Here is a 17764-nt window from a genome sequence, read left to right on the forward strand (position 1 = left end):
CAACGTATTCCTTCGTGCCGCAGGGTTGTTTCATCGATGTCGGACGGGGTGCTCATCAGTGCCTCGATTTGTATAATATTTAGGCGCGGATTACACGGATCACACGGATTTTTATTCTTTAAACCGTGAAATCCGCGTAATCCGCGCCTAATTTTAAATCTTTATGTAAAGTGAGCCTGTTATCTTCTTATCAGGCCCTTTTTATTTACTTTTAGATTCCTGCTAGCTCCAGTACTTTTTCAACAGCTGCCGGTAGGCCGTCAGTGTTTTTACCTCCTGCGGTTGCAAAGTGAGGTTGGCCACCGCCGCCACCTTGAATCAACTTGGCAGCTTCTTTCACCAGATTACCGGCTTTCAGACCACCCGCAACCAGGTTGTCGCTAAGCATGACTGTCAGCATCGGTTTACCGTTGTCTATACTTCCGGCAACGAAGAACAGGTTTTCTGTAATTTCGCCACGAAGTTGGAAAGCTATATTCTTCACTACTTCTGCCGGTAGCGGAGCACAGAACTTAACCACTTTGATGCCGTGAATTTCCTGTATATTCTTCAACAGTCTTTCCTTCAGAGCTGCTTCTTTTTCTTTCATGAAGTCTTCTACCTGCTTCTTCAATCCTGCATTTTCATCCAGATATTTGCGGATTGCAATACCCAAATCAGGAGCATTGTTGAAAAGAGCTTTCAAATCACTAAGTGTATCTTGCACTGTATCCAGCAATTCTTCTACACGCGCTCCGGTATAGGCTTCGATACGACGAACACCGGCAGCAACAGAACTTTCCGACATGATTTTCACCATACCGATATTTCCGGTTGCAGCTACGTGTGTACCTCCACAGAATTCAATAGAAGAACCGAACTGGATCACGCGTACTTTGTCACCATACTTTTCACCAAAGAGAGCGATAGCCCCCAATTCTTTAGCTTCCTCGATAGGAATGTTGCGGTATTCTTTCAAAGGAATATTGGCACGAACTCTCGCATTGACGATATGCTCTACCTTACGGATTTCTTCATCGGTCACTTTCTGGAAGTGAGAGAAGTCGAAACGTAATGAATCCGGTGTAACCAATGAACCTTTCTGTTCGATGTGTTCACCCAACACTTCACGCAAAGCAGCATCCAACAAGTGAGTTGCCGAGTGATTGGCTGCGCAGGCAGCACGTTTGTCAGTGTCTACACAAGCCATCATCGGAGCTTCCGGATGTTCGGGTAACTTTTTGGTAATATGTATCGGGAGATTGTTTTCTTTCTTGGTATCGATCACTTCAATCGTTTCGAATTCGCTTACCAATACGCCGGTATCACCGACCTGGCCACCACTTTCTGCATAGAATGGAGTATAGTCAAGTACAATCTGATACAATGTTTGGTTCTTTTGTTTGATCTGGCGATAACGAAGGATAGAAGCTTCGTATTCAGTGTAATCGTAACCAACGAATTCGGTCGTACCTTCTTTCAGCACAATCCAGTCACCAGTCTCGATAGCGGCAGCATTACGTGCACGCTGTTTCTGTTGCTGCATTTCTTCATTGAACTCTTCAATGTTGACAGTCATTTCGTTTTCACGGAGAATCAGTTCTGTCAAGTCGAGTGGGAAACCGAATGTATCATATAAAGTAAAGGCATCCTTACCGCTGATTTCTGTTTTTCCGCTGGCTTTGGTATCTTCCATGGTCTTGTCCAGTAAGCGGATACCTGTTTCCAGTGTGCGGAGGAATGATTCTTCTTCTTCCTTGATTACTTTTTCAATCAGTGTTTTTTGTGCAACCAGTTCAGGATAAGCTTCTCCCATGTTATCAATCAATACAGGAAGCAACTTATACATAAATGCCTGTTTCTGTCCGAGGAAAGTATATCCGTAACGAACGGCACGGCGAAGGATACGGCGGATCACATAACCTGCTTTCGCATTAGAAGGCAACTGGCCGTCTGTGATAGAGAATGCAATGGTACGGATATGGTCGGCAATTACACGCATGGCGATGTCCTGCTGCTTGTCTTTTCCGTATTCTGTACCCGACATGGCTGCAATAGCTTTTAGTATTGGCTGGAATACATCTGTGTCGTAGTTGGATGTTTTTCCTTGTAAAGCCATACAAAGACGTTCGAATCCCATGCCGGTGTCAATAACCTTGGCTGGAAGCGGCTCAAGGCTGCCATCTGCTTTGCGGTTGTATTGCATGAATACGAGATTCCAGATCTCAATCACCTGTGGATGATCGTGGTTCACGAGGTCGCGACCGGAGATCTTGGCACGTTCTTCTGCAGGACGAAGGTCGATATGGATTTCGGAACAAGGTCCGCAAGGTCCTGTATCACCCATTTCCCAGAAGTTATCGTGTTTGTTACCGTTGATGATGTGATCTTTTGGCAAGAACTGTTCCCAGTAAGAAGCAGCTTCGTCGTCACGGCTCAATCCTTCTTCGGGACTTCCTTCAAATACGGTTGCATAGAGATGTTCCGGATTCAGTTTCAAGACCTCTACCAGATATTCCCACGCCCAGTTGATTGCTTCTTTCTTGAAGTAATCGCCAAACGACCAGTTCCCAAGCATTTCAAACATGGTGTGGTGGTAGGTGTCGTGTCCAACTTCTTCCAGGTCATTATGTTTTCCGCTAACGCGCAAACATTTCTGCGAGTCCGCGACTCTTTGGTATTTCGCCGGGTGGTTACCCAAAATAATATCTTTAAACTGGTTCATCCCCGCGTTCGTAAACATCAGGGTAGGGTCATCTTTAATCACCATCGGAGCCGAGGGGACGATGTGGTGTCCTTTCGACTCAAAGAAATTCTTGAATGAATCTCTGATCTCTTTTGCAGTCAACATATTCTTCTATATATCTATCGTTGAGGTTAATATTCTCAAAAAACTGTGCAAAGATAGCTTGTTTTTATTACTTTTGCCGTATTAACAAGCGAAATATTTCCAAAAAGATGCGCAAAGTATACTACATCTATAATTCAAAGACCCAGACTTATGATCGAATTTACCCTACCGTACGGCAGCGTGCGCTTAGTATCCTGCGCCGGCTTTTCTATGGAATGGGGTTGGGAGCAGGTTGCTTTATTGTATTGCTTCTGATTTTTGGCTCTCCATCGGAGAAAGAATTAAGAATTGAGAACAGCCGTCTTTTGGCACAGTATAATGTACTTTCCCGTCGTCTGGACGACGCTATGGGAGTACTTCAGGATATCCAGCAGCGTGACGATAATTTGTACCGGGTGATTTTGCAGGCCGATCCTGTTTCTCCGGCTATCCGCCAAGCTGGTTATGGCGGGACGAACCGTTACGAAGAACTGATGGATTTGGCGAATTCTAAGTTGGTAGTGAATACGACTCAAAAACTGGATGTGCTCTCCAAAAGACTGTATATTCAGTCGAAATCTTTCGACGATGTGATTGATATGTGTAAAAACCATGATGAGATGTTGAAATGTATTCCGGCTATCCAGCCTATTTCGAATAAAGATCTTCGTCAGACAGCATCCGGTTATGGTACACGTATCGACCCTATTTACGGTACGACAAAGTTTCATGCAGGTATGGACTTCTCTGCTCATCCGGGAACAGATGTATATGCTACCGGAAACGGAACTGTAGTGAAAGTAGGATGGGAGACCGGATATGGGAATACCATCGAAATCGATCATGGTTTCGGATATCTCACTCGATATGCTCACTTGCAAGGATTTAATACGAAAGTCGGAAAGAAAGTAGTGCGTGGTGAGATTATCGGAAAAGTGGGGAGTACAGGAAAGAGTACCGGTCCGCATTTGCATTACGAAGTGCATGTGAAAGGACAGGTCGTGAATCCGGTCAATTATTATTTCATGGACTTGAGTGCCGAAGATTATGAAAGGATGATTCAGCTGGCAGCCAATCATGGTAAAGTATTTGATTAAAATCTTTAAACAGGAGTGCTATGCTTAATACAGATAAAGAATTGAAGCTATATTATTCAATAGGAGAGGTTGCCGATATGTTTGGAGTCAATCCGTCGTTACTCCGCTTTTGGGAAAAGGAATTTCCGCAAATCTCGCCTAAGACAGCAGGAAGAGGAATACGTCAGTATCGTAAGGAAGACGTAGAAACGATCGGACTTATCTATCATTTGGTCAAAGAGAAAGGGATGACACTTCCCGGTGCCCGGCAACGTTTGAAGGATAATAAAGAAGCTACAGTTCGTAATTATGAGATCGTTAATAAGCTGAAAGCGATCAAAGAAGAGCTTTTGGCCATTAAACGCGAACTGGATGGGCGGGAATAAATGAAAGCTATTCCTCTACACGGCTCACCTGTTTGATATTCTGTATTTTCTTCAGATTGTTGCAGATAGTTTTTACATCATCCACATCATGTACCCACAACTGGATTTTTCCTTCAAAGATGCCATCTTCGGTTTCGATGGTCAGCTTACGGATATTTACATTGAGCTGTCTGGAGATGACCTGGGTGACTTCATTCAAAAGTCCCATGTTGTCTATACCTTTTATATATATATATACCAGGAAAGATAGTTCTTTATGTGTATCCCATTCGGTCGCTAATATGCGGTTGCCATAGCTGCTCTTCAATTTGGCGGCAACAGGGCATTGGCGCTTGTGAATAATGATCCGGTCGTTTTCATCCACATATCCCAATACATCGTCACCGGGAATAGGATGGCAACATTCGGCCATGATATATTTCTTCTGCAAACTTTCTTCCGTCAGTTTGAGCACCTCTTTCGGGTTGATTTTTTCTTTTTCCTGCGGTTCTTTCTCTTCCTGCTTCTCTTTGCTATTGCCGAAAGAGAATGTCAGATATTTCTTCCAGTTACTGGTTTGCTTTTCTTTCAGTTCATTCTTGTCTGCTTCTCCCAGAACGATTGCTTTACTACCAATGGCAGCCAGCAACTCTTCCTCATTCTTGGCATTATGCAGTTTGCGTAGCTTTTCGATAACAGCTTCTTCCGGACGGACTTCCTCCTTTTTCAGAAACTCACTAAGGATTTCTTCTCCTATCTTCTGATTTGCTTTACGCTCTTTGCGGAGAATGGCTGCTATCTTGGCGCGGGCACGGGCAGTGGTTGCAAAAACTTCCCATTGCGGTTGTACGCGTTGCGATTTTGAAGTCAGGATTTCAACTTGGTCACCACTTTGCAATTTGTGGCTCAACGGCACTAATTTATGATTGACTTTAGCGCCAATACAATGGCTACCAATATCCGTGTGCAGGGAAAATGCGAAGTCGAGAGCCGTAGAGTTCTGCGGCATAGTCTTCAGTTCGCCTTTAGGAGTGAACACGAATATTTCGGAAGCAAATAAATTTAGCTTAATGGTATCCAGAAAGTCGATGGCATCCGGTTGCGGATCATCTAATATCTCCTTAATCGTTCTCAACCATTTTTCTAATTCGCCTTCATCCTCGCTACCTCCTCCTTCTTTGTATTTCCAGTGGGCTGCGAAACCTTGTTCGGCAACGTCGTTCATCCGTTCACTACGAATCTGGACTTCAATCCATTGTCCGTTGTTACCCATCAGAGTGACGTGCAATGCCTGATAACCATTAGCTTTAGGATGGCTGACCCAGTCGCGCAAACGGTCCGGATGGGGTTTGTATATCTTGGAAATAGAAACGTAGATATCGAAACAGTCGTTGAGTTCTTCTTCTTCATTGCGTGGTTCGAAGATGATTCGAACAGCCAGTAAATCGTATATTTCTTCGAAAGGAACATGCTTGGTCTGCATCTTGTTCCAGATGGAATAGATTGATTTTACACGGGCAAGTATCCGGTATTTCAATCCCATCTTATCCAGTTGGGTACGGATCGGGGCTGTGAAGTCGTTGAAGACCTTGTCACGTTCAGCGGCAGTAGCATTCAACTTCTCTTCTATTTCCGCATATTCTTCGGGATGTTCATATTTGAAGCTTAGATTCTCAAGCTCCGTTTTTATCTTATAGAGCCCCAAACGGTTGGCAAGTGGAGCATAGATGTAAAGCGTTTCGCCTGCAATCTTATATTGCTTGTTGGGTAACATGGAGCCAAGAGTACGCATGTTATGCAAACGGTCCGCTATCTTGATAAGAATGACCCGGATATCATTCGACATGGTGAGCAGTAACTTCTTGAAGTTCTCTGCCTGTGCCGAAGCACGGTCACCGAAGATTCCACCGGATATTTTAGTCAGTCCGTCCACAATCTGGGCAATCTTCGGACCAAAGATATTCTCGATGTCTTCCACTGTGTAATCAGTGTCCTCTACCACATCATGCAGCAAGGCTGCACAAATAGAAGTGGAACCGAGACCTATTTCATTGCATACAATGCTGGCAACGGCAATCGGGTGCATAATATAAGGTTCACCCGAACGGCGTTTGATTCCTTTATGCGCCTGATTGGCAAAGTTGAAAGCTTTCGTAATGATTTCAACTTTTTTGCGATGTTTAGTATTGAGATAGTCATTCAGTAGTTCGTGGAACGCCTGATTAATCATCTCTTCGTCAGCTATTTCTTTGGGGGCCAGATTATCCATAATTGTTATCCTTTCACTTGCTTAGTTCTGCAAAAATAAGCAAATTTCCGAACGATGCAAGCAGGAAGTTATTTATTTGTATATTTTCAATCGTTTTCCTGCTGCAATTTTAGTGTTAGACATTCCATTCCACCTTTGTATATCCTTGATTGTGACGCCATACTTTCCGGCGATAGTGGATAAAGTGTCTCCACTTTTTATTGTGTAATAGGTCAGTTTCCCCTTACCGGCAACTGCTGTTGTCGTTTTACGGGTTGCAGGTGTAATATCCTTTACAGCAACGGTTTTGCGGTTGCGGAACAACTCATCGGCACGATGTGCATAAATCGTATCTTGCTTATCGATAAAAGTACTGATCGCGTCGATAGGGAGTCTTAGCGTATAAGGTTTGCTGTCACCCGGAATCATTTGCTTCTTATATTGCGGATTCAAACTCTTGATCTGATCCAGAGGTACATTACAAAGGTCAGCGATTTGTTCGAAGTGCAGATTTTGGTTTACTTGCACTGTGTCAGTACTTGCCGGAATATTGGTTTCCATCGGGCAGATATTGTGGTCGCAGTAGTAAGTCATCACGTAGTTGGCAGCGATAAAGGCAGGCACATAACCACGCGTTTCTTTAGGCAGGTAATTGTAGATTTTCCAATAATCAGTTTCGCCATTGGCACGGCGGATTGCCTTATTGATTGTACCGGGCCCACAGTTATAAGCAGCAATTACCAGATTCCAGTCTCCATAGATATCATACATTTCTTTGAGATAACGAGCGGCAGCCCAAGTTGCTTTAATCGGGTCACGACGTTCATCTACCAGGCTGTTTGATTCTAAACCATAAATCTTACCTGTACCAATCATAAATTGCCACAGACCGGAAGCACCTGCACGTGATACGGCTGATGGGTTCAACGCAGATTCGATAATCGGCAGATATCTTAGTTCCAGTGGAAGTCCGTATGCATCCAGTGCTTCTTCAAAAATAGGCATATAGAAGTTGCAGGCACTTAGCATGAAAGAAACCTGATTGCGCAAGCGTCCTGCATACATATCGATGAATTTGCGGATAATATCATTATAAGGCATTTCCATGATGGCCGGGATGCGTGACAAGCGGTCGATATAGACAGAGTCACTGAATAAAGGATTGATTTCAGCCGTACTGCAATCCTTGCCTAAATCAATATAATTTTTAGCTTTCCAGTCATTCAACAGACTGTCAAGTGGATAAGTCATACTTTTAGGCAGGTCGATGCTTTCTTTGCGTTCAGTTCCATTTTCACGAATCACTACATCTACACTTTGCGCTTTTACCTGCGACGTGGCCACTAGTAAAAGAAAAATAATCGAACAATAGCTAACTAATTTCTTCATGCTTCAATAATAAGATCAATCTAAATTGTGTTTTTAAAATCGTAATACGCATTGCAGGCCAACCGACTTGTTTTTAAAGCTGTTGGAGCGGAACTGGTTGTTATTATCAATAACGGCCGGCTCTACTTTCATACTCAAGTCGGGGGTTATATCGAAGTTGGATAACTCCGCATCTACATAAGCGTCGATGATAGAGATCAGGTAAACTCCGATAAATGCAAATATACTAAGGTCCCGATAACGACGGAACATATCTTTTCTTCTTTTTAAGGTGTTTTTCAGCTGCTCTTCATTATAAGTGGAGTTCGGGGGCAACAAATCCTCGTAACTTTTGGTGTTCGGATTGCTGTCCATGATGTCCAGATAGGCTTGCGAATAGTCTTTGTACATCTTGCCGTTCCAGCTTAACGCGTAGGCACAACCTGCAAACCCTCCATATATAATAGGTAGTTTCCAGTATTTACGATTGTAAATTTGTCCTCCACCGGGGAATACGACTGCCAACCAGGTAGCTTTGGTCGGATTCGGGATAAATATCTTCTTGTTAATATCTTGAGTCGTTGGCGGTACACTGTCGGTCTTTACAACAATCGATGACGGCTGTTCTATCTTTTTCAGCTCTTTCTTGTTGGCTGCGTCCAGACTGTCTGCTATCTGTATCTTGGCAGCTGACAAGCTGTCGATGGCCGGAAGTTCTTTGGAGGGTATGATCCGGATAGAATCCTGTCTTGTCGAATCCTGTGCAATCGGTTCGCGATGCCTTCGTGCACGGGCTTTCGGTGCTTCACGCTGTATGATTGTTGTATCTTTCCGTACTGGAGTAACAGTGGACTGTGCATACACATCAATCCCTGCCACCTGTAAAAAACAGAGAAGCAGGGCGCTGACTAGTAACTGGTATTTCTTACTTTTTCTTGTCATTTACTTCTTTAGCGTATCGAAGATTTCCATGATACGTTCCAGTTCCTCCTCGTTACCGAAAGGAATACTGATCTTTCCCTTTCCCTTTTCAGAGCAGGTGAGTTGTACCTTGGTGTTGAAAAAGCCAGAGAGTTGTTGCTTCAATAAGTTGAACTCTTCGGGAAGTTTGGCACGTTTCGGTGTTATTTTCCGCGTACCGCTTTTCACCGCTTCTCCTTCGCTTAATGATTTAACAATTTCTTCTACTTTGCGGACTGAATATCCGTGCTCTTGTATTTCTTCGAATATTTTAACTTGTAGTTTCGGGTCGCCTAATGAAATCAGCGCACGGGCATGTCCCATGTCTAACTGCTTGTTTTGCAGGGCCATCTGTATGGGAGCCGGCAATTTTAGTAAACGCAGGTAGTTGGCGATTGTCGTTCTTTTCTTTCCGATACGTTCGCTAAGACGTTCCTGTGTCAGTTCATACTGATCGAGCAGATGCTGGTAGGCAAGTGCGATTTCTACGGCATTCAGGTCTTCACGCTGGATATTTTCAATCAGCGCCATTTCCATCATGTTTTCGTCGTCGGCGGTGCGTATATAAGCAGGGATTGTTTTCAAGCCTGCTCTTTGTGAAGCGCGATAACGACGTTCTCCCGCGATGATCTGATATTCATCGTCCGAGAGTTTGCGTAAAGTAATAGGTTGGATGATACCGATTTCCGCAATGGAATCAGCCAGTTCCTGCAACGCTGTTTCGTCAAACTCACGGCGGGGCTGGTTAGGATTGACAGTAATCTTTGCCAGCTCTATTTCATTAATGGAAGAAGACCCTTCGGTTTTCACATCATCCATTGAGAGCAAGGCGTCTAAACCGCGTCCTAATGCATTTCTTTTTTGTGTTGCCATATCTTCTTCTTTTATTTATTTCGGTTGATAATCTCTTTTGCAAGAGCCAAGTGGTTCTTGGCACCGGTAGATTCCGCATCGTAAAGGATGGTCGGAACACCGTAGCTGGGAGCCTCGCTCAATTTTACATTTCGTTGAACAACGGTATTGAACACCAGTTCTTGAAAATGCCGTTTCACTTCGTCATAGATCTGATTAGCCTGACGCAGACGAGAATCATACATCGTCAGCAGGAAACCTTCGATCTCTAAAGCCGGATTCAGTTTCGACTTGATGATTTTAATGGTATTCAATAGTTTGCTGATACCTTCAAGAGCGAAATATTCAGCTTGAACGGGAATAATCACCGAGTCCGCTGCCGTTAGGGCGTTGATCGTGATTAGTCCTAATGAAGGAGAACAGTCTATCAGAATATAGTCATATTCTTTCTTCAAAGGAGTGAGTACTTCCTTCAGTATCTTTTCTCGGTTTGGGAGGTTCAGCATTTCAATCTCTGCCCCTACAAGATTGATGTGCGAAGAGATCACTTTCAAAGAATCAATCTCCGTGTCAAGGATAGCGTCCTGTACGTTGGCTCTGTCAATAATACACTCATAGATAGTGCATTCCGACTGCTTGATGTCTACTCCCAGACCGGAAGAGGCATTAGCTTGCGGGTCGGCATCTATCACGAGTACCTTTTTTTCCAGTGTAGCAAGTGAAGCTGCGAGGTTAATCGTAGTCGTTGTTTTTCCTACACCACCCTTTTGATTGGCCAAAGCAATAATTTTTCCCATATTCTCTAAATTTATTGGCAGCGAAATAAGTGATAAATCCTTAGAGCGCCTACGAAAAAAGAGAAACTTTGCAATTTCTGTTGATAAGTCGCCTGTTTTGTTAATAACTGTCGGACGAAACGGTTACAAAACTTCAACAGGTTGCATCATCTACTTTTCTCTTTAACGAGCTTGCAAATATACATATTTATATTGGATATCTATTTCTTTTTTTGCTCGCTTGCAGAAGATTAAGATTTGTAAACGGGTAGGAATGGGGTGGAAAGAGACTTTTCGATCTGATGCAGGGAGGTGTTTGGCGGTACGGCTTCTTTTTGTTACTTTTGTGCGAATATAAAAAAGGAAAGGATTGAAGATATGGAAAATGAAAAGCCGTTGATACTTGTTTCAAATGACGATGGCGTGATGGCTAAAGGGATTAATGAACTGGTGAAGTTTCTTCGCCCTTTGGGAGATATTGTGGTAATGGCACCTGATGCTCCGCGTTCGGGCAGTGGTTGTGCGCTGACGGTGACGCAGCCTGTTCATTACCAGTTAGTAAAGAAAGAGGTAGGTTTAACTGTTTATAAATGTTCGGGAACGCCGACCGATTGTATCAAATTGGCACGGAACACAGTGCTCGACCGGACACCGGACTTGGTAGTCGGTGGTATCAATCATGGGGATAACTCCGCCACTAACGTGCATTATTCCGGTACGATGGGAGTGGTGTTCGAAGGTTGTTTGAATGGAATCCCTTCTATTGGCTTCTCTTTGTGTAATCATGAACCTGATGCCGATTTTGAAGCTGCCGGACCTTATATTCGCAGTATTGCCGCCATGGTACTGGAAAAAGGACTTCCTCCTTTGACCTGCCTGAACGTAAACTTCCCGAATACAACCGATATCAAAGGAATCAAAATCTGTGAACAGGCAAAAGGTCGTTGGACGAACGAATGGGCTGCCTGTCCCCGTCTGAACGATCCGAATTATTTCTGGTTGACCGGCGAATTTACCGACCACGAGCTTGAAAATGAGAAGAATGATCATTGGGCTTTGGCAAATGGCTATGTTGCTATCACTCCGACCACGGTTGATGTGACAGCTTATCACTTTATGGATGAACTTAACAAATGGTTTAATTAGTTGATAAATGATAGGTGATAAGCGATAGATGTTGAGTTGAGAATCGGTTACAAGACACGACTTAGTGGTTGTCATGTTTTAATTTTCACCTATCATTTATCCCCTATCACCTATCATTTATCCCCTATCACCTATCAACTATTATGAAGTATTATTTGATTGTCGGCGAAGCTTCCGGCGACTTGCACGCTTCTCATCTGATGGCTGCCTTAAAGGCCGAAGATCCGCAGGCTGATTTCCGGTTTTTCGGAGGTGATTTGATGGCTGCCGTTGGAGGAACGATGGTGAAACATTATAAAGAACTGGCGTACATGGGGTTTATTCCCGTGTTGCTCCATCTGCGCACTATCTTTGCAAATATGAAGCGTTGTAAAGAAGACATTGTTTCCTGGCAACCGGATGTTGTTATTCTGGTGGACTATCCGGGATTCAATCTGGATATAGCCAAGTTTGTCCATGCAAAGACACAGATTCCGGTTTATTATTATATTTCTCCGAAGATATGGGCGTGGAAAGAGTATCGCATTAAGAATATAAAACGAGATGTAGACGAACTTTTTTCCATTCTTCCTTTTGAAGTAGAGTTCTTCGAAGGAAAGCATCAATATCCCATCCACTATGTTGGAAATCCTACCGTGGATGAGGTGGCAGCCTATCAGGAAGCTCATCCGAAAAATAAGAATCTGTTTATTGCGGAGAATCAACTGGAAGATAAACCGATAATAGCTCTTCTTGCAGGTAGCCGGAAACAGGAAATCAAAGATAATCTGCCGGATATGTTGGAGGCGGCTTCTGCTTTTCCTGATTATCAGCTTGTTCTGGCGGGTGCTCCTGCCATTGCTCCCGAATATTATAAAAAATATGTAGGAGAGGCGAAAGTGAAAATCATTTTCGATCAAACCTATCGTTTGTTGCAACACGCAGATGTGGCTTTGGTCACTTCAGGCACGGCTACTCTTGAGACGGCATTGTTCCGTGTTCCCCAAGTCGTTTGTTATCACACTCCGATAGGGAAAATAGTTTCCTTCTTGCGGCGTCATATCTTGACCGTGAAATTTATTTCGTTGGTTAATTTGATTGCCGACCGTGAAGTGGTAAAAGAGCTGGTGGCGGATACGATGACCGTGAAGAATATGCAGAGTGAATTGAAAAATATCATTGGAAATGAAGCATATAGAAATGAAATGCTTTCGGGATATGAATATATGGCTGAACGGTTGGGACCTGCCGGTGCTCCCCGTCGTGCAGCTCGTGAAATGCTGCATTTGTTGAAAAAATAACTTTCTTTTTCTGAATAAACGTAAAGCCGATGCAGTAATTGCACGGCTTTTTTATTTATTAAGCAGAAGACTAAAAAAGAAAGGAAAAAAGATATGAAAAAATTTAAGTGGCTTTTAGGAATGTTGTTATTGGCATTAGTGCCAATGTTGCAATCATGTGATGATGATGGCTATTCTATCGGAGACTTTAGCTGGGACTGGGCGACCGTTCGTGCAACCGGTGGAGGAGGCTATTATTTGGAAGGTGATCGTTGGGGATTGATTGATCCGGTTGCTACTTCCATACCTTGGTTTAAACCGGTGGACGGTGAACGTGTAGTGGCTTTTTTCAATCCTTTGTATGACATGGAAGGAGGAAAAGGAGTTCAGGTGAAGATGGAAGGTGTACAGGAATTGTTGACAAAGGAAGTAGAAGATATGACCACAGAGGAAGAAGCGGTGGAATTCGGCAATGATCCTATCCTGATTTATCAGGGTGATATGTGGTTGGGAGGAAAATTCCTGAATGTAATTTTTCGTCAGGAACTGCCTCGCTCGGAGAAACATCGTATCAGTCTTGTGCAAAATAAGATAGAAACGGGAGAACCGTCAGAACCGGGAACATTGAATGTGGCTGAAGATGGTTACGTACATTTGGAACTGCGTTATAATACGTATGAAGATGTAACCGATTATTGGGGATGGGGACGAGTTTCTTATAATCTGGAAAAGTTCTTCCCAACGGAGAAAGATTCTGAATCAACAATGAAAGGTTTTAAAGTGACTATAAATTCAAGAGAACATGGAGAAGGAAGAGTGATCGTTCTTGATCTGGATCATCCGGTAGGTGTGCCGGAAGCTGCGAAGGATGTACACTCCACTTCTTCGATCCGATAACCTAACTATGATTTACTGTGTGTGAAAAAGGTCGGGATACTTCTATCGAAGTTCCCGACCTTTTGTATTGTGTGCAATTCTAATTGATGAGAAAAACTCCTGTTAGAACCACGTTAATGCATATAGATAAACGACTGCTGCCGGTATAGCCATCAAAGAACTGTCAAACCGGTCGAGCATCCCTCCATGTCCCGGAAGGATATTTCCCGAATCCTTTACGTGCAATTGGCGTTTTAGCAATGACTCCGTCAGGTCGCCCCATGTGCCAAATATAACCACTACCAATGCCAGTCCTGCCCATTCAATCATTGACATAAATGGGAAGTAGTGAGCAAGTATAAAAGATACTCCGATTGCTACAACTCCGCCACCGATAGAACCTTCCCATGATTTTTTCGGGGAGATGCGTTCAAAGAGTCGGTGTTTGCCTATCAGTGAACCGATGCAATAAGCACCCGTGTCATTCAGCCAAAGGAAAATAAAGATGGATAACGGTAGAATCGGATTATAGCTTATGCTACTGAATTCCGACGCTGGGTCGTTATGGAAAGCCAATACATTTAGCAAAGCAAAAGGCAGGCCGATATAAAGTTGGCTAAGCATCGAATAAGCCCAGTTAAGTACCGGGTTCTCCTTTTTCAGATACAATTCGCTAATCATCATGTAAAGCAATAAAAGCACATACGGGATGAATATTTTCGAATCGGCTGCATCAATGCAGAATCCCATGATTGCGAGGAATAAATAAGCCCCGCCGAGCATATTAATGGTTTTGTTTATCTTGACTCCTTCTGCGCGCATATTTACCAGCTGTGCAAACTCATAAATAGTCAGTGCACTGATAGCGGTGAACAGAATGCCAAAACTGAATGCATCATAAAGGATGCACCCTACCAAGATGGCAACGAAGAGTACACCTGTAATAGCTCGTTTTATGAAATTATTAATCAAAATCTATTCGTTTTAATTAGTTGGACTCGTTAGCTTGTTCTTCTCCATTAGACTTACCCTCTACGGTAACTTTGCCTTCCACTGTAACCTTGTTACCCGCTGCGGCAACTTTGGTGTCAATGGGTGCTTGTTCCTCTGCAGTATTTTCAACTTCCTCTTCTTTGATTTCTTTTTCTTCTTCTTTCAGCTTTTGGGCAAGTTCCCTTTCAGCTCTTGCAGCATCCTGGCTTTCTTTAGCAGCCATGATTTCTTCCGAACGCGAAGCCCAGGGGCGTTTGCCGAAGATACGTTCAACGTCTTCTGCGAAGATTACCTCTTTGTCAATCAGTAATTGTGTCAGTTCGTTGTGACCTTCTTTATGCTCTGACAGAATTCTCTTGGCGCGTTCATACTGTTCGTTCACCATTCTCTTTACCTCTTCGTCAATTAGTTCGGCTGTCTTTTCGCTGTATGGACGATTGAAAGAATATTCATCGTTGTTGTAATAACATAAATTCGGCAGCTTGTCGCTCATACCTAAATAAGCAATCATACCATATGCCTGTTTGGTCACTCTTTCCAAGTCGTTCATGGCACCAGTTGAAATGCGGCCAAGGAATAAATCTTCAGCGGCGCGTCCTCCTAAAGTGGCGCACATTTCATCCAACATCTGCTCCTTAGTAGTAATCTGACGTTCTTCCGGCAGATACCAGGCAGCTCCCAATGCACGTCCGCGGGGAACGATAGTTACCTTAATCAACGGATTGGCATATTCCAATAACCAGGAGATAGAGGCGTGTCCTGCTTCATGCAAAGCGATGGAACGTCTTTCAGCTTCCGTAGTAATCTTGGTTTTCTTTTCCAGACCACCGATGATACGGTCTACCGCATCCAGAAAGTCTTGCTTGCCTACAAATTTCTTTCCGTGGCGGGCAGCAATCAGTGCAGCTTCATTGCAGACATTGGCGATATCCGCACCCGAGAATCCCGGAGTTTGGCGAGCCAGCAAGTCTACATCAACACTATCGTCTATTTTGATCGGGCGCAAATGCACACCAAATACTTCTTTACGTTCATTCAAGTCAGGCAGATCCACATGTATCTGACGGTCAAAACGTCCTGCACGGAGCAACGCTTTATCAAGTACGTCTACACGGTTAGTAGCAGCGAGGATAATCACACCGCTGTTGGAACCGAAACCGTCCATCTCTGTCAATAACTGGTTCAATGTATTTTCACGTTCGTCATTTCCTCCCATTGCAGGATTCTTGCCACGAGCACGTCCTACGGCATCAATCTCATCGATAAAGACGATACAGGGAGCTTTTTCTTTAGCCTGTTTAAACAAGTCGCGAACACGGGATGCACCTACACCCACAAACATTTCCACGAAGTCAGAACCTGCCAGTGAGAAAAAAGGAACATTAGCTTCACCCGCTACAGCTTTGGCAAGCAAAGTTTTACCGGTTCCCGGAGGGCCTACCAGCAATGCTCCCTTAGGGATCTTACCTCCCAAATCCGTATATTTCTGCGGTTCCTTCAAGAACTCTACTATTTCCTCTATTTCTTGTTTAGCTTCTGCCAAACCCGCTACATCCTTAAATGTAATCTTGATGGCTCCGCCTTTTTCAAAAAGCTGGGCTTTTGATTTTCCTACGTTAAATACACCACCGGGGCCACCACTGCCACCTCCGCTCATACGGCGCATGAAGAAGATCCATAACGCTACAAGCAAGACAAGCGGGAGTATCTGAATCAGGATTGCGGGGAAAATATCCGATTTGGGCGGATAGTCAGAAGAGCCGTCAAAATGACCGGCTTCCTTTTCTGCCTGCAAAAACTCTTCCAGTTTATCGGTAGATGGCGTTCTACTTGTAATGATAGGGTTACGTCCTACTTTGGTAGAATCTGCTCCAAAAACAGCTCCTACAGCAGTCGGTTTAAGAAAAGCTTCGATTGACTTATCTTCATAACCCAATACTTTGCTTACATAGCCCTTTTTTACGTAGTCCTGAAACTCACTGTAAGTTACAGCTTTGCTTCCAGCTCCCTTTGAATCACTGCCCCACCAGAGGCCGAGAAGCATAAGGGCAATAATCATATACATCCAGTTCAGGTTGAACTTAGGCATATTAACCTTATTATTAGGTTTATTGCTATTGTTATTATTGCTATTATTATTGTCCATAATCATTAATTAGTCTAGATCGGGGATTTGAGTGAGTTTGGCATCTGCCCAAAGGTGTTCAAGATTATAAAAAGCTCTTACTTCCGGCAAAAAAACGTGTACCAGTACGTCGGCATAGTCCATTGCCACCCATTCTGCATTCCGGAGCCCATCGATTGCATAAGGTTTGCTATCCGCACCTTTGCGTGTAAATTCCTTGATTGAATCTACAATGGCACTCACTTGACTGGGAGAATTTCCCTGACAGATAACGAAATATTTACAGATGGTATCTTCTATGCTGGTTAAATCGGCAACGATTATCTTTTTACCTTTTTTCTCTTGAATTCCTTCTTTTATTTTTTCAATTAATACTTTAGTATCGTTCATTCCTGTAATTGAGATTAATAATTTATGTTCTCTATTTGTTTATAACAAAAAAAGGCAACCCTTTGTTTCTGATTATAAACGTGATATTTTTGACAAATATACGCTGATTTATTGGATACAAGAAAGTTATCCCTCAATTTTTGTGTTTTTTAGTGGAGATACTTTTGTTTAGAAAGCTTATTTGGGCATTTTTGCAAAAAAAATATCAGAATTGTTTTGAATTCCCAAAATATTTGTATCTTTGCACCCGCAAACGAAAATCATTGGGCTATGGTGTAATGGTAACACTACAGATTCTGGTCCTGTCATTCCTGGTTCGAATCCAGGTAGCCCAACAAATCAACGTCAATTTATATAGAACCCTGCTAAGAATTAAATCTTGCAGGGTTTTATTGTTTTCTGACATTTATAGTCAGAAGAAACACATATTTGCTGTGAAAAGAATACGTGGGGTTGATGTTTAATAAATAAATCCTTAAAGGCTGTATAAGCTTGTTTGCTAGAAAAGAGAAACCGGTTTT

At 43.2% G+C, this 17764-nt stretch carries 14 protein-coding genes and 1 tRNA gene; 6 read left to right on the plus strand and 9 right to left on the minus strand.

Going from position 1 to position 17764, the window contains the following annotated elements:
• Positions 1 to 211 precede the first annotated feature (211 nt).
• On the minus strand, positions 212 to 2830 hold the full coding sequence (gene alaS / locus AB3G73_RS21830; protein ID WP_148366464.1) for an alanine--tRNA ligase: 2619 nt from the start codon (positions 2828 to 2830) through the stop codon (positions 212 to 214).
• 107 nt (positions 2831 to 2937) lie between these two features.
• Here alaS and AB3G73_RS21835 point away from each other — a divergent pair, with 107 nt between their 5' ends.
• Both AB3G73_RS21835 and AB3G73_RS21840 read left to right on the plus strand, forming a co-directional pair.
• Positions 2938 to 3906: a M23 family metallopeptidase gene (locus AB3G73_RS21835; RefSeq protein ID WP_074638095.1), complete on the plus strand. Its 969-nt coding sequence runs from the start codon at positions 2938 to 2940 to the stop codon at positions 3904 to 3906.
• Positions 3907 to 3926: 20 nt separating this feature from the next.
• A complete protein-coding gene (locus AB3G73_RS21840) occupies positions 3927 to 4271 on the plus strand; it encodes a MerR family transcriptional regulator (RefSeq protein ID WP_004301384.1) in 345 nt (114 codons plus the stop codon).
• 7 nt (positions 4272 to 4278) lie between these two features.
• Here the strand turns inward: AB3G73_RS21840 and AB3G73_RS21845 are convergent, their stop codons facing one another.
• The 5 genes from AB3G73_RS21845 to AB3G73_RS21865 form a co-directional block, all read right to left on the minus strand.
• Positions 4279 to 6519, minus strand: coding sequence for a bifunctional (p)ppGpp synthetase/guanosine-3',5'-bis(diphosphate) 3'-pyrophosphohydrolase (locus tag AB3G73_RS21845; RefSeq protein WP_008776780.1), 2241 nt, complete (start codon positions 6517 to 6519; stop codon positions 4279 to 4281).
• A gap of 72 nt (positions 6520 to 6591) precedes the next feature.
• Positions 6592 to 7887: a lytic transglycosylase domain-containing protein gene (locus AB3G73_RS21850; RefSeq protein WP_074638096.1), complete on the minus strand. Its 1296-nt coding sequence runs from the start codon at positions 7885 to 7887 to the stop codon at positions 6592 to 6594.
• A gap of 33 nt (positions 7888 to 7920) precedes the next feature.
• Positions 7921 to 8808: a DUF5683 domain-containing protein gene (locus AB3G73_RS21855; RefSeq protein ID WP_148366463.1), complete on the minus strand. Its 888-nt coding sequence runs from the start codon at positions 8806 to 8808 to the stop codon at positions 7921 to 7923.
• Positions 8809 to 9699 carry a ParB/RepB/Spo0J family partition protein gene (locus AB3G73_RS21860; protein ID WP_009000352.1) on the minus strand — a complete coding sequence of 297 codons (891 nt, stop codon included), beginning with the start codon at positions 9697 to 9699 and terminating at the stop codon, positions 8809 to 8811. It abuts the gene before it with no gap.
• Between the two features lie 11 nt (positions 9700 to 9710).
• Positions 9711 to 10475, minus strand: a complete 765-nt coding sequence (locus AB3G73_RS21865) for a ParA family protein (RefSeq protein ID WP_122135576.1) — start codon at positions 10473 to 10475, stop codon at positions 9711 to 9713.
• A gap of 357 nt (positions 10476 to 10832) precedes the next feature.
• Between AB3G73_RS21865 and surE the strand changes: the two genes are divergently transcribed.
• The 3 genes from surE to AB3G73_RS21880 all read left to right on the plus strand — a co-directional run bounded on the left by surE (position 10833) and on the right by AB3G73_RS21880 (position 13756).
• Complete coding sequence (surE, locus tag AB3G73_RS21870) at positions 10833 to 11600, plus strand: 5'/3'-nucleotidase SurE (RefSeq protein WP_148366462.1); 768 nt, start codon at positions 10833 to 10835, stop codon at positions 11598 to 11600.
• Positions 11601 to 11743: 143 nt separating this feature from the next.
• Entirely contained in the window at positions 11744 to 12880 is a 1137-nt protein-coding gene (lpxB, locus tag AB3G73_RS21875; protein WP_321019852.1) for a lipid-A-disaccharide synthase, read from the plus strand.
• A gap of 93 nt (positions 12881 to 12973) precedes the next feature.
• Positions 12974 to 13756 carry a NigD-like protein gene (locus AB3G73_RS21880; RefSeq protein WP_148366460.1) on the plus strand — a complete coding sequence of 261 codons (783 nt, stop codon included), beginning with the start codon at positions 12974 to 12976 and terminating at the stop codon, positions 13754 to 13756.
• A gap of 102 nt (positions 13757 to 13858) precedes the next feature.
• On the opposite strand, the gene AB3G73_RS21885 is transcribed toward AB3G73_RS21880, so the two are convergent.
• Genes AB3G73_RS21885 through rsfS form a run of 3 tightly spaced genes read right to left on the minus strand, consistent with a single transcriptional unit; the run spans position 13859 to position 17243 of the window.
• A complete protein-coding gene (locus AB3G73_RS21885; protein WP_195358420.1) occupies positions 13859 to 14707 on the minus strand; it encodes a phosphatidate cytidylyltransferase in 849 nt (282 codons plus the stop codon).
• Between the two features lie 16 nt (positions 14708 to 14723).
• A complete protein-coding gene (ftsH, locus tag AB3G73_RS21890) occupies positions 14724 to 16874 on the minus strand; it encodes an ATP-dependent zinc metalloprotease FtsH (protein WP_367745595.1) in 2151 nt (716 codons plus the stop codon).
• Positions 16875 to 16883: 9 nt separating this feature from the next.
• Positions 16884 to 17243, minus strand: a complete 360-nt coding sequence (rsfS, locus tag AB3G73_RS21895) for a ribosome silencing factor (protein WP_148366457.1) — start codon at positions 17241 to 17243, stop codon at positions 16884 to 16886.
• Between the two features lie 264 nt (positions 17244 to 17507).
• Here rsfS and AB3G73_RS21900 point away from each other — a divergent pair.
• A tRNA-Gln gene (locus AB3G73_RS21900) sits at positions 17508 to 17578 on the plus strand.
• Positions 17579 to 17764: the final 186 nt, after the last annotated feature.

This window comes from Bacteroides sp. L008, from assembly GCF_040812255.1.
Taxonomy (GTDB): Bacteria; Bacteroidota; Bacteroidia; order Bacteroidales; family Bacteroidaceae; genus Bacteroides; species Bacteroides vicugnae.

Bases quoted from the DNA above. Each gene is read 5' to 3' on its own strand.
- alaS (WP_148366464.1), bottom strand. From the start codon at position 2,830: ATGTTGACTGCAAAAGAGATCAGAGATTCATTCAAGAATTTCTTTGAG.
- AB3G73_RS21835 (WP_074638095.1), top strand. From the start codon at position 2,938: ATGCGCAAAGTATACTACATCTATAATTCAAAGACCCAGACTTATGAT.
- AB3G73_RS21840 (WP_004301384.1), top strand. From the start codon at position 3,927: ATGCTTAATACAGATAAAGAATTGAAGCTATATTATTCAATAGGAGAG.
- AB3G73_RS21845 (WP_008776780.1), bottom strand. From the start codon at position 6,519: ATGGATAATCTGGCCCCCAAAGAAATAGCTGACGAAGAGATGATTAAT.
- AB3G73_RS21850 (WP_074638096.1), bottom strand. From the start codon at position 7,887: ATGAAGAAATTAGTTAGCTATTGTTCGATTATTTTTCTTTTACTAGTG.
- AB3G73_RS21855 (WP_148366463.1), bottom strand. From the start codon at position 8,808: ATGACAAGAAAAAGTAAGAAATACCAGTTACTAGTCAGCGCCCTGCTT.
- AB3G73_RS21860 (WP_009000352.1), bottom strand. From the start codon at position 9,699: ATGGCAACACAAAAAAGAAATGCATTAGGACGCGGTTTAGACGCCTTG.
- AB3G73_RS21865 (WP_122135576.1), bottom strand. From the start codon at position 10,475: ATGGGAAAAATTATTGCTTTGGCCAATCAAAAGGGTGGTGTAGGAAAA.
- surE (WP_148366462.1), top strand. From the start codon at position 10,833: ATGGAAAATGAAAAGCCGTTGATACTTGTTTCAAATGACGATGGCGTG.
- lpxB (WP_321019852.1), top strand. From the start codon at position 11,744: ATGAAGTATTATTTGATTGTCGGCGAAGCTTCCGGCGACTTGCACGCT.
- AB3G73_RS21880 (WP_148366460.1), top strand. From the start codon at position 12,974: ATGAAAAAATTTAAGTGGCTTTTAGGAATGTTGTTATTGGCATTAGTG.
- ftsH (WP_367745595.1), bottom strand. From the start codon at position 16,874: ATGGACAATAATAATAGCAATAATAACAATAGCAATAAACCTAATAAT.
- rsfS (WP_148366457.1), bottom strand. From the start codon at position 17,243: ATGAACGATACTAAAGTATTAATTGAAAAAATAAAAGAAGGAATTCAA.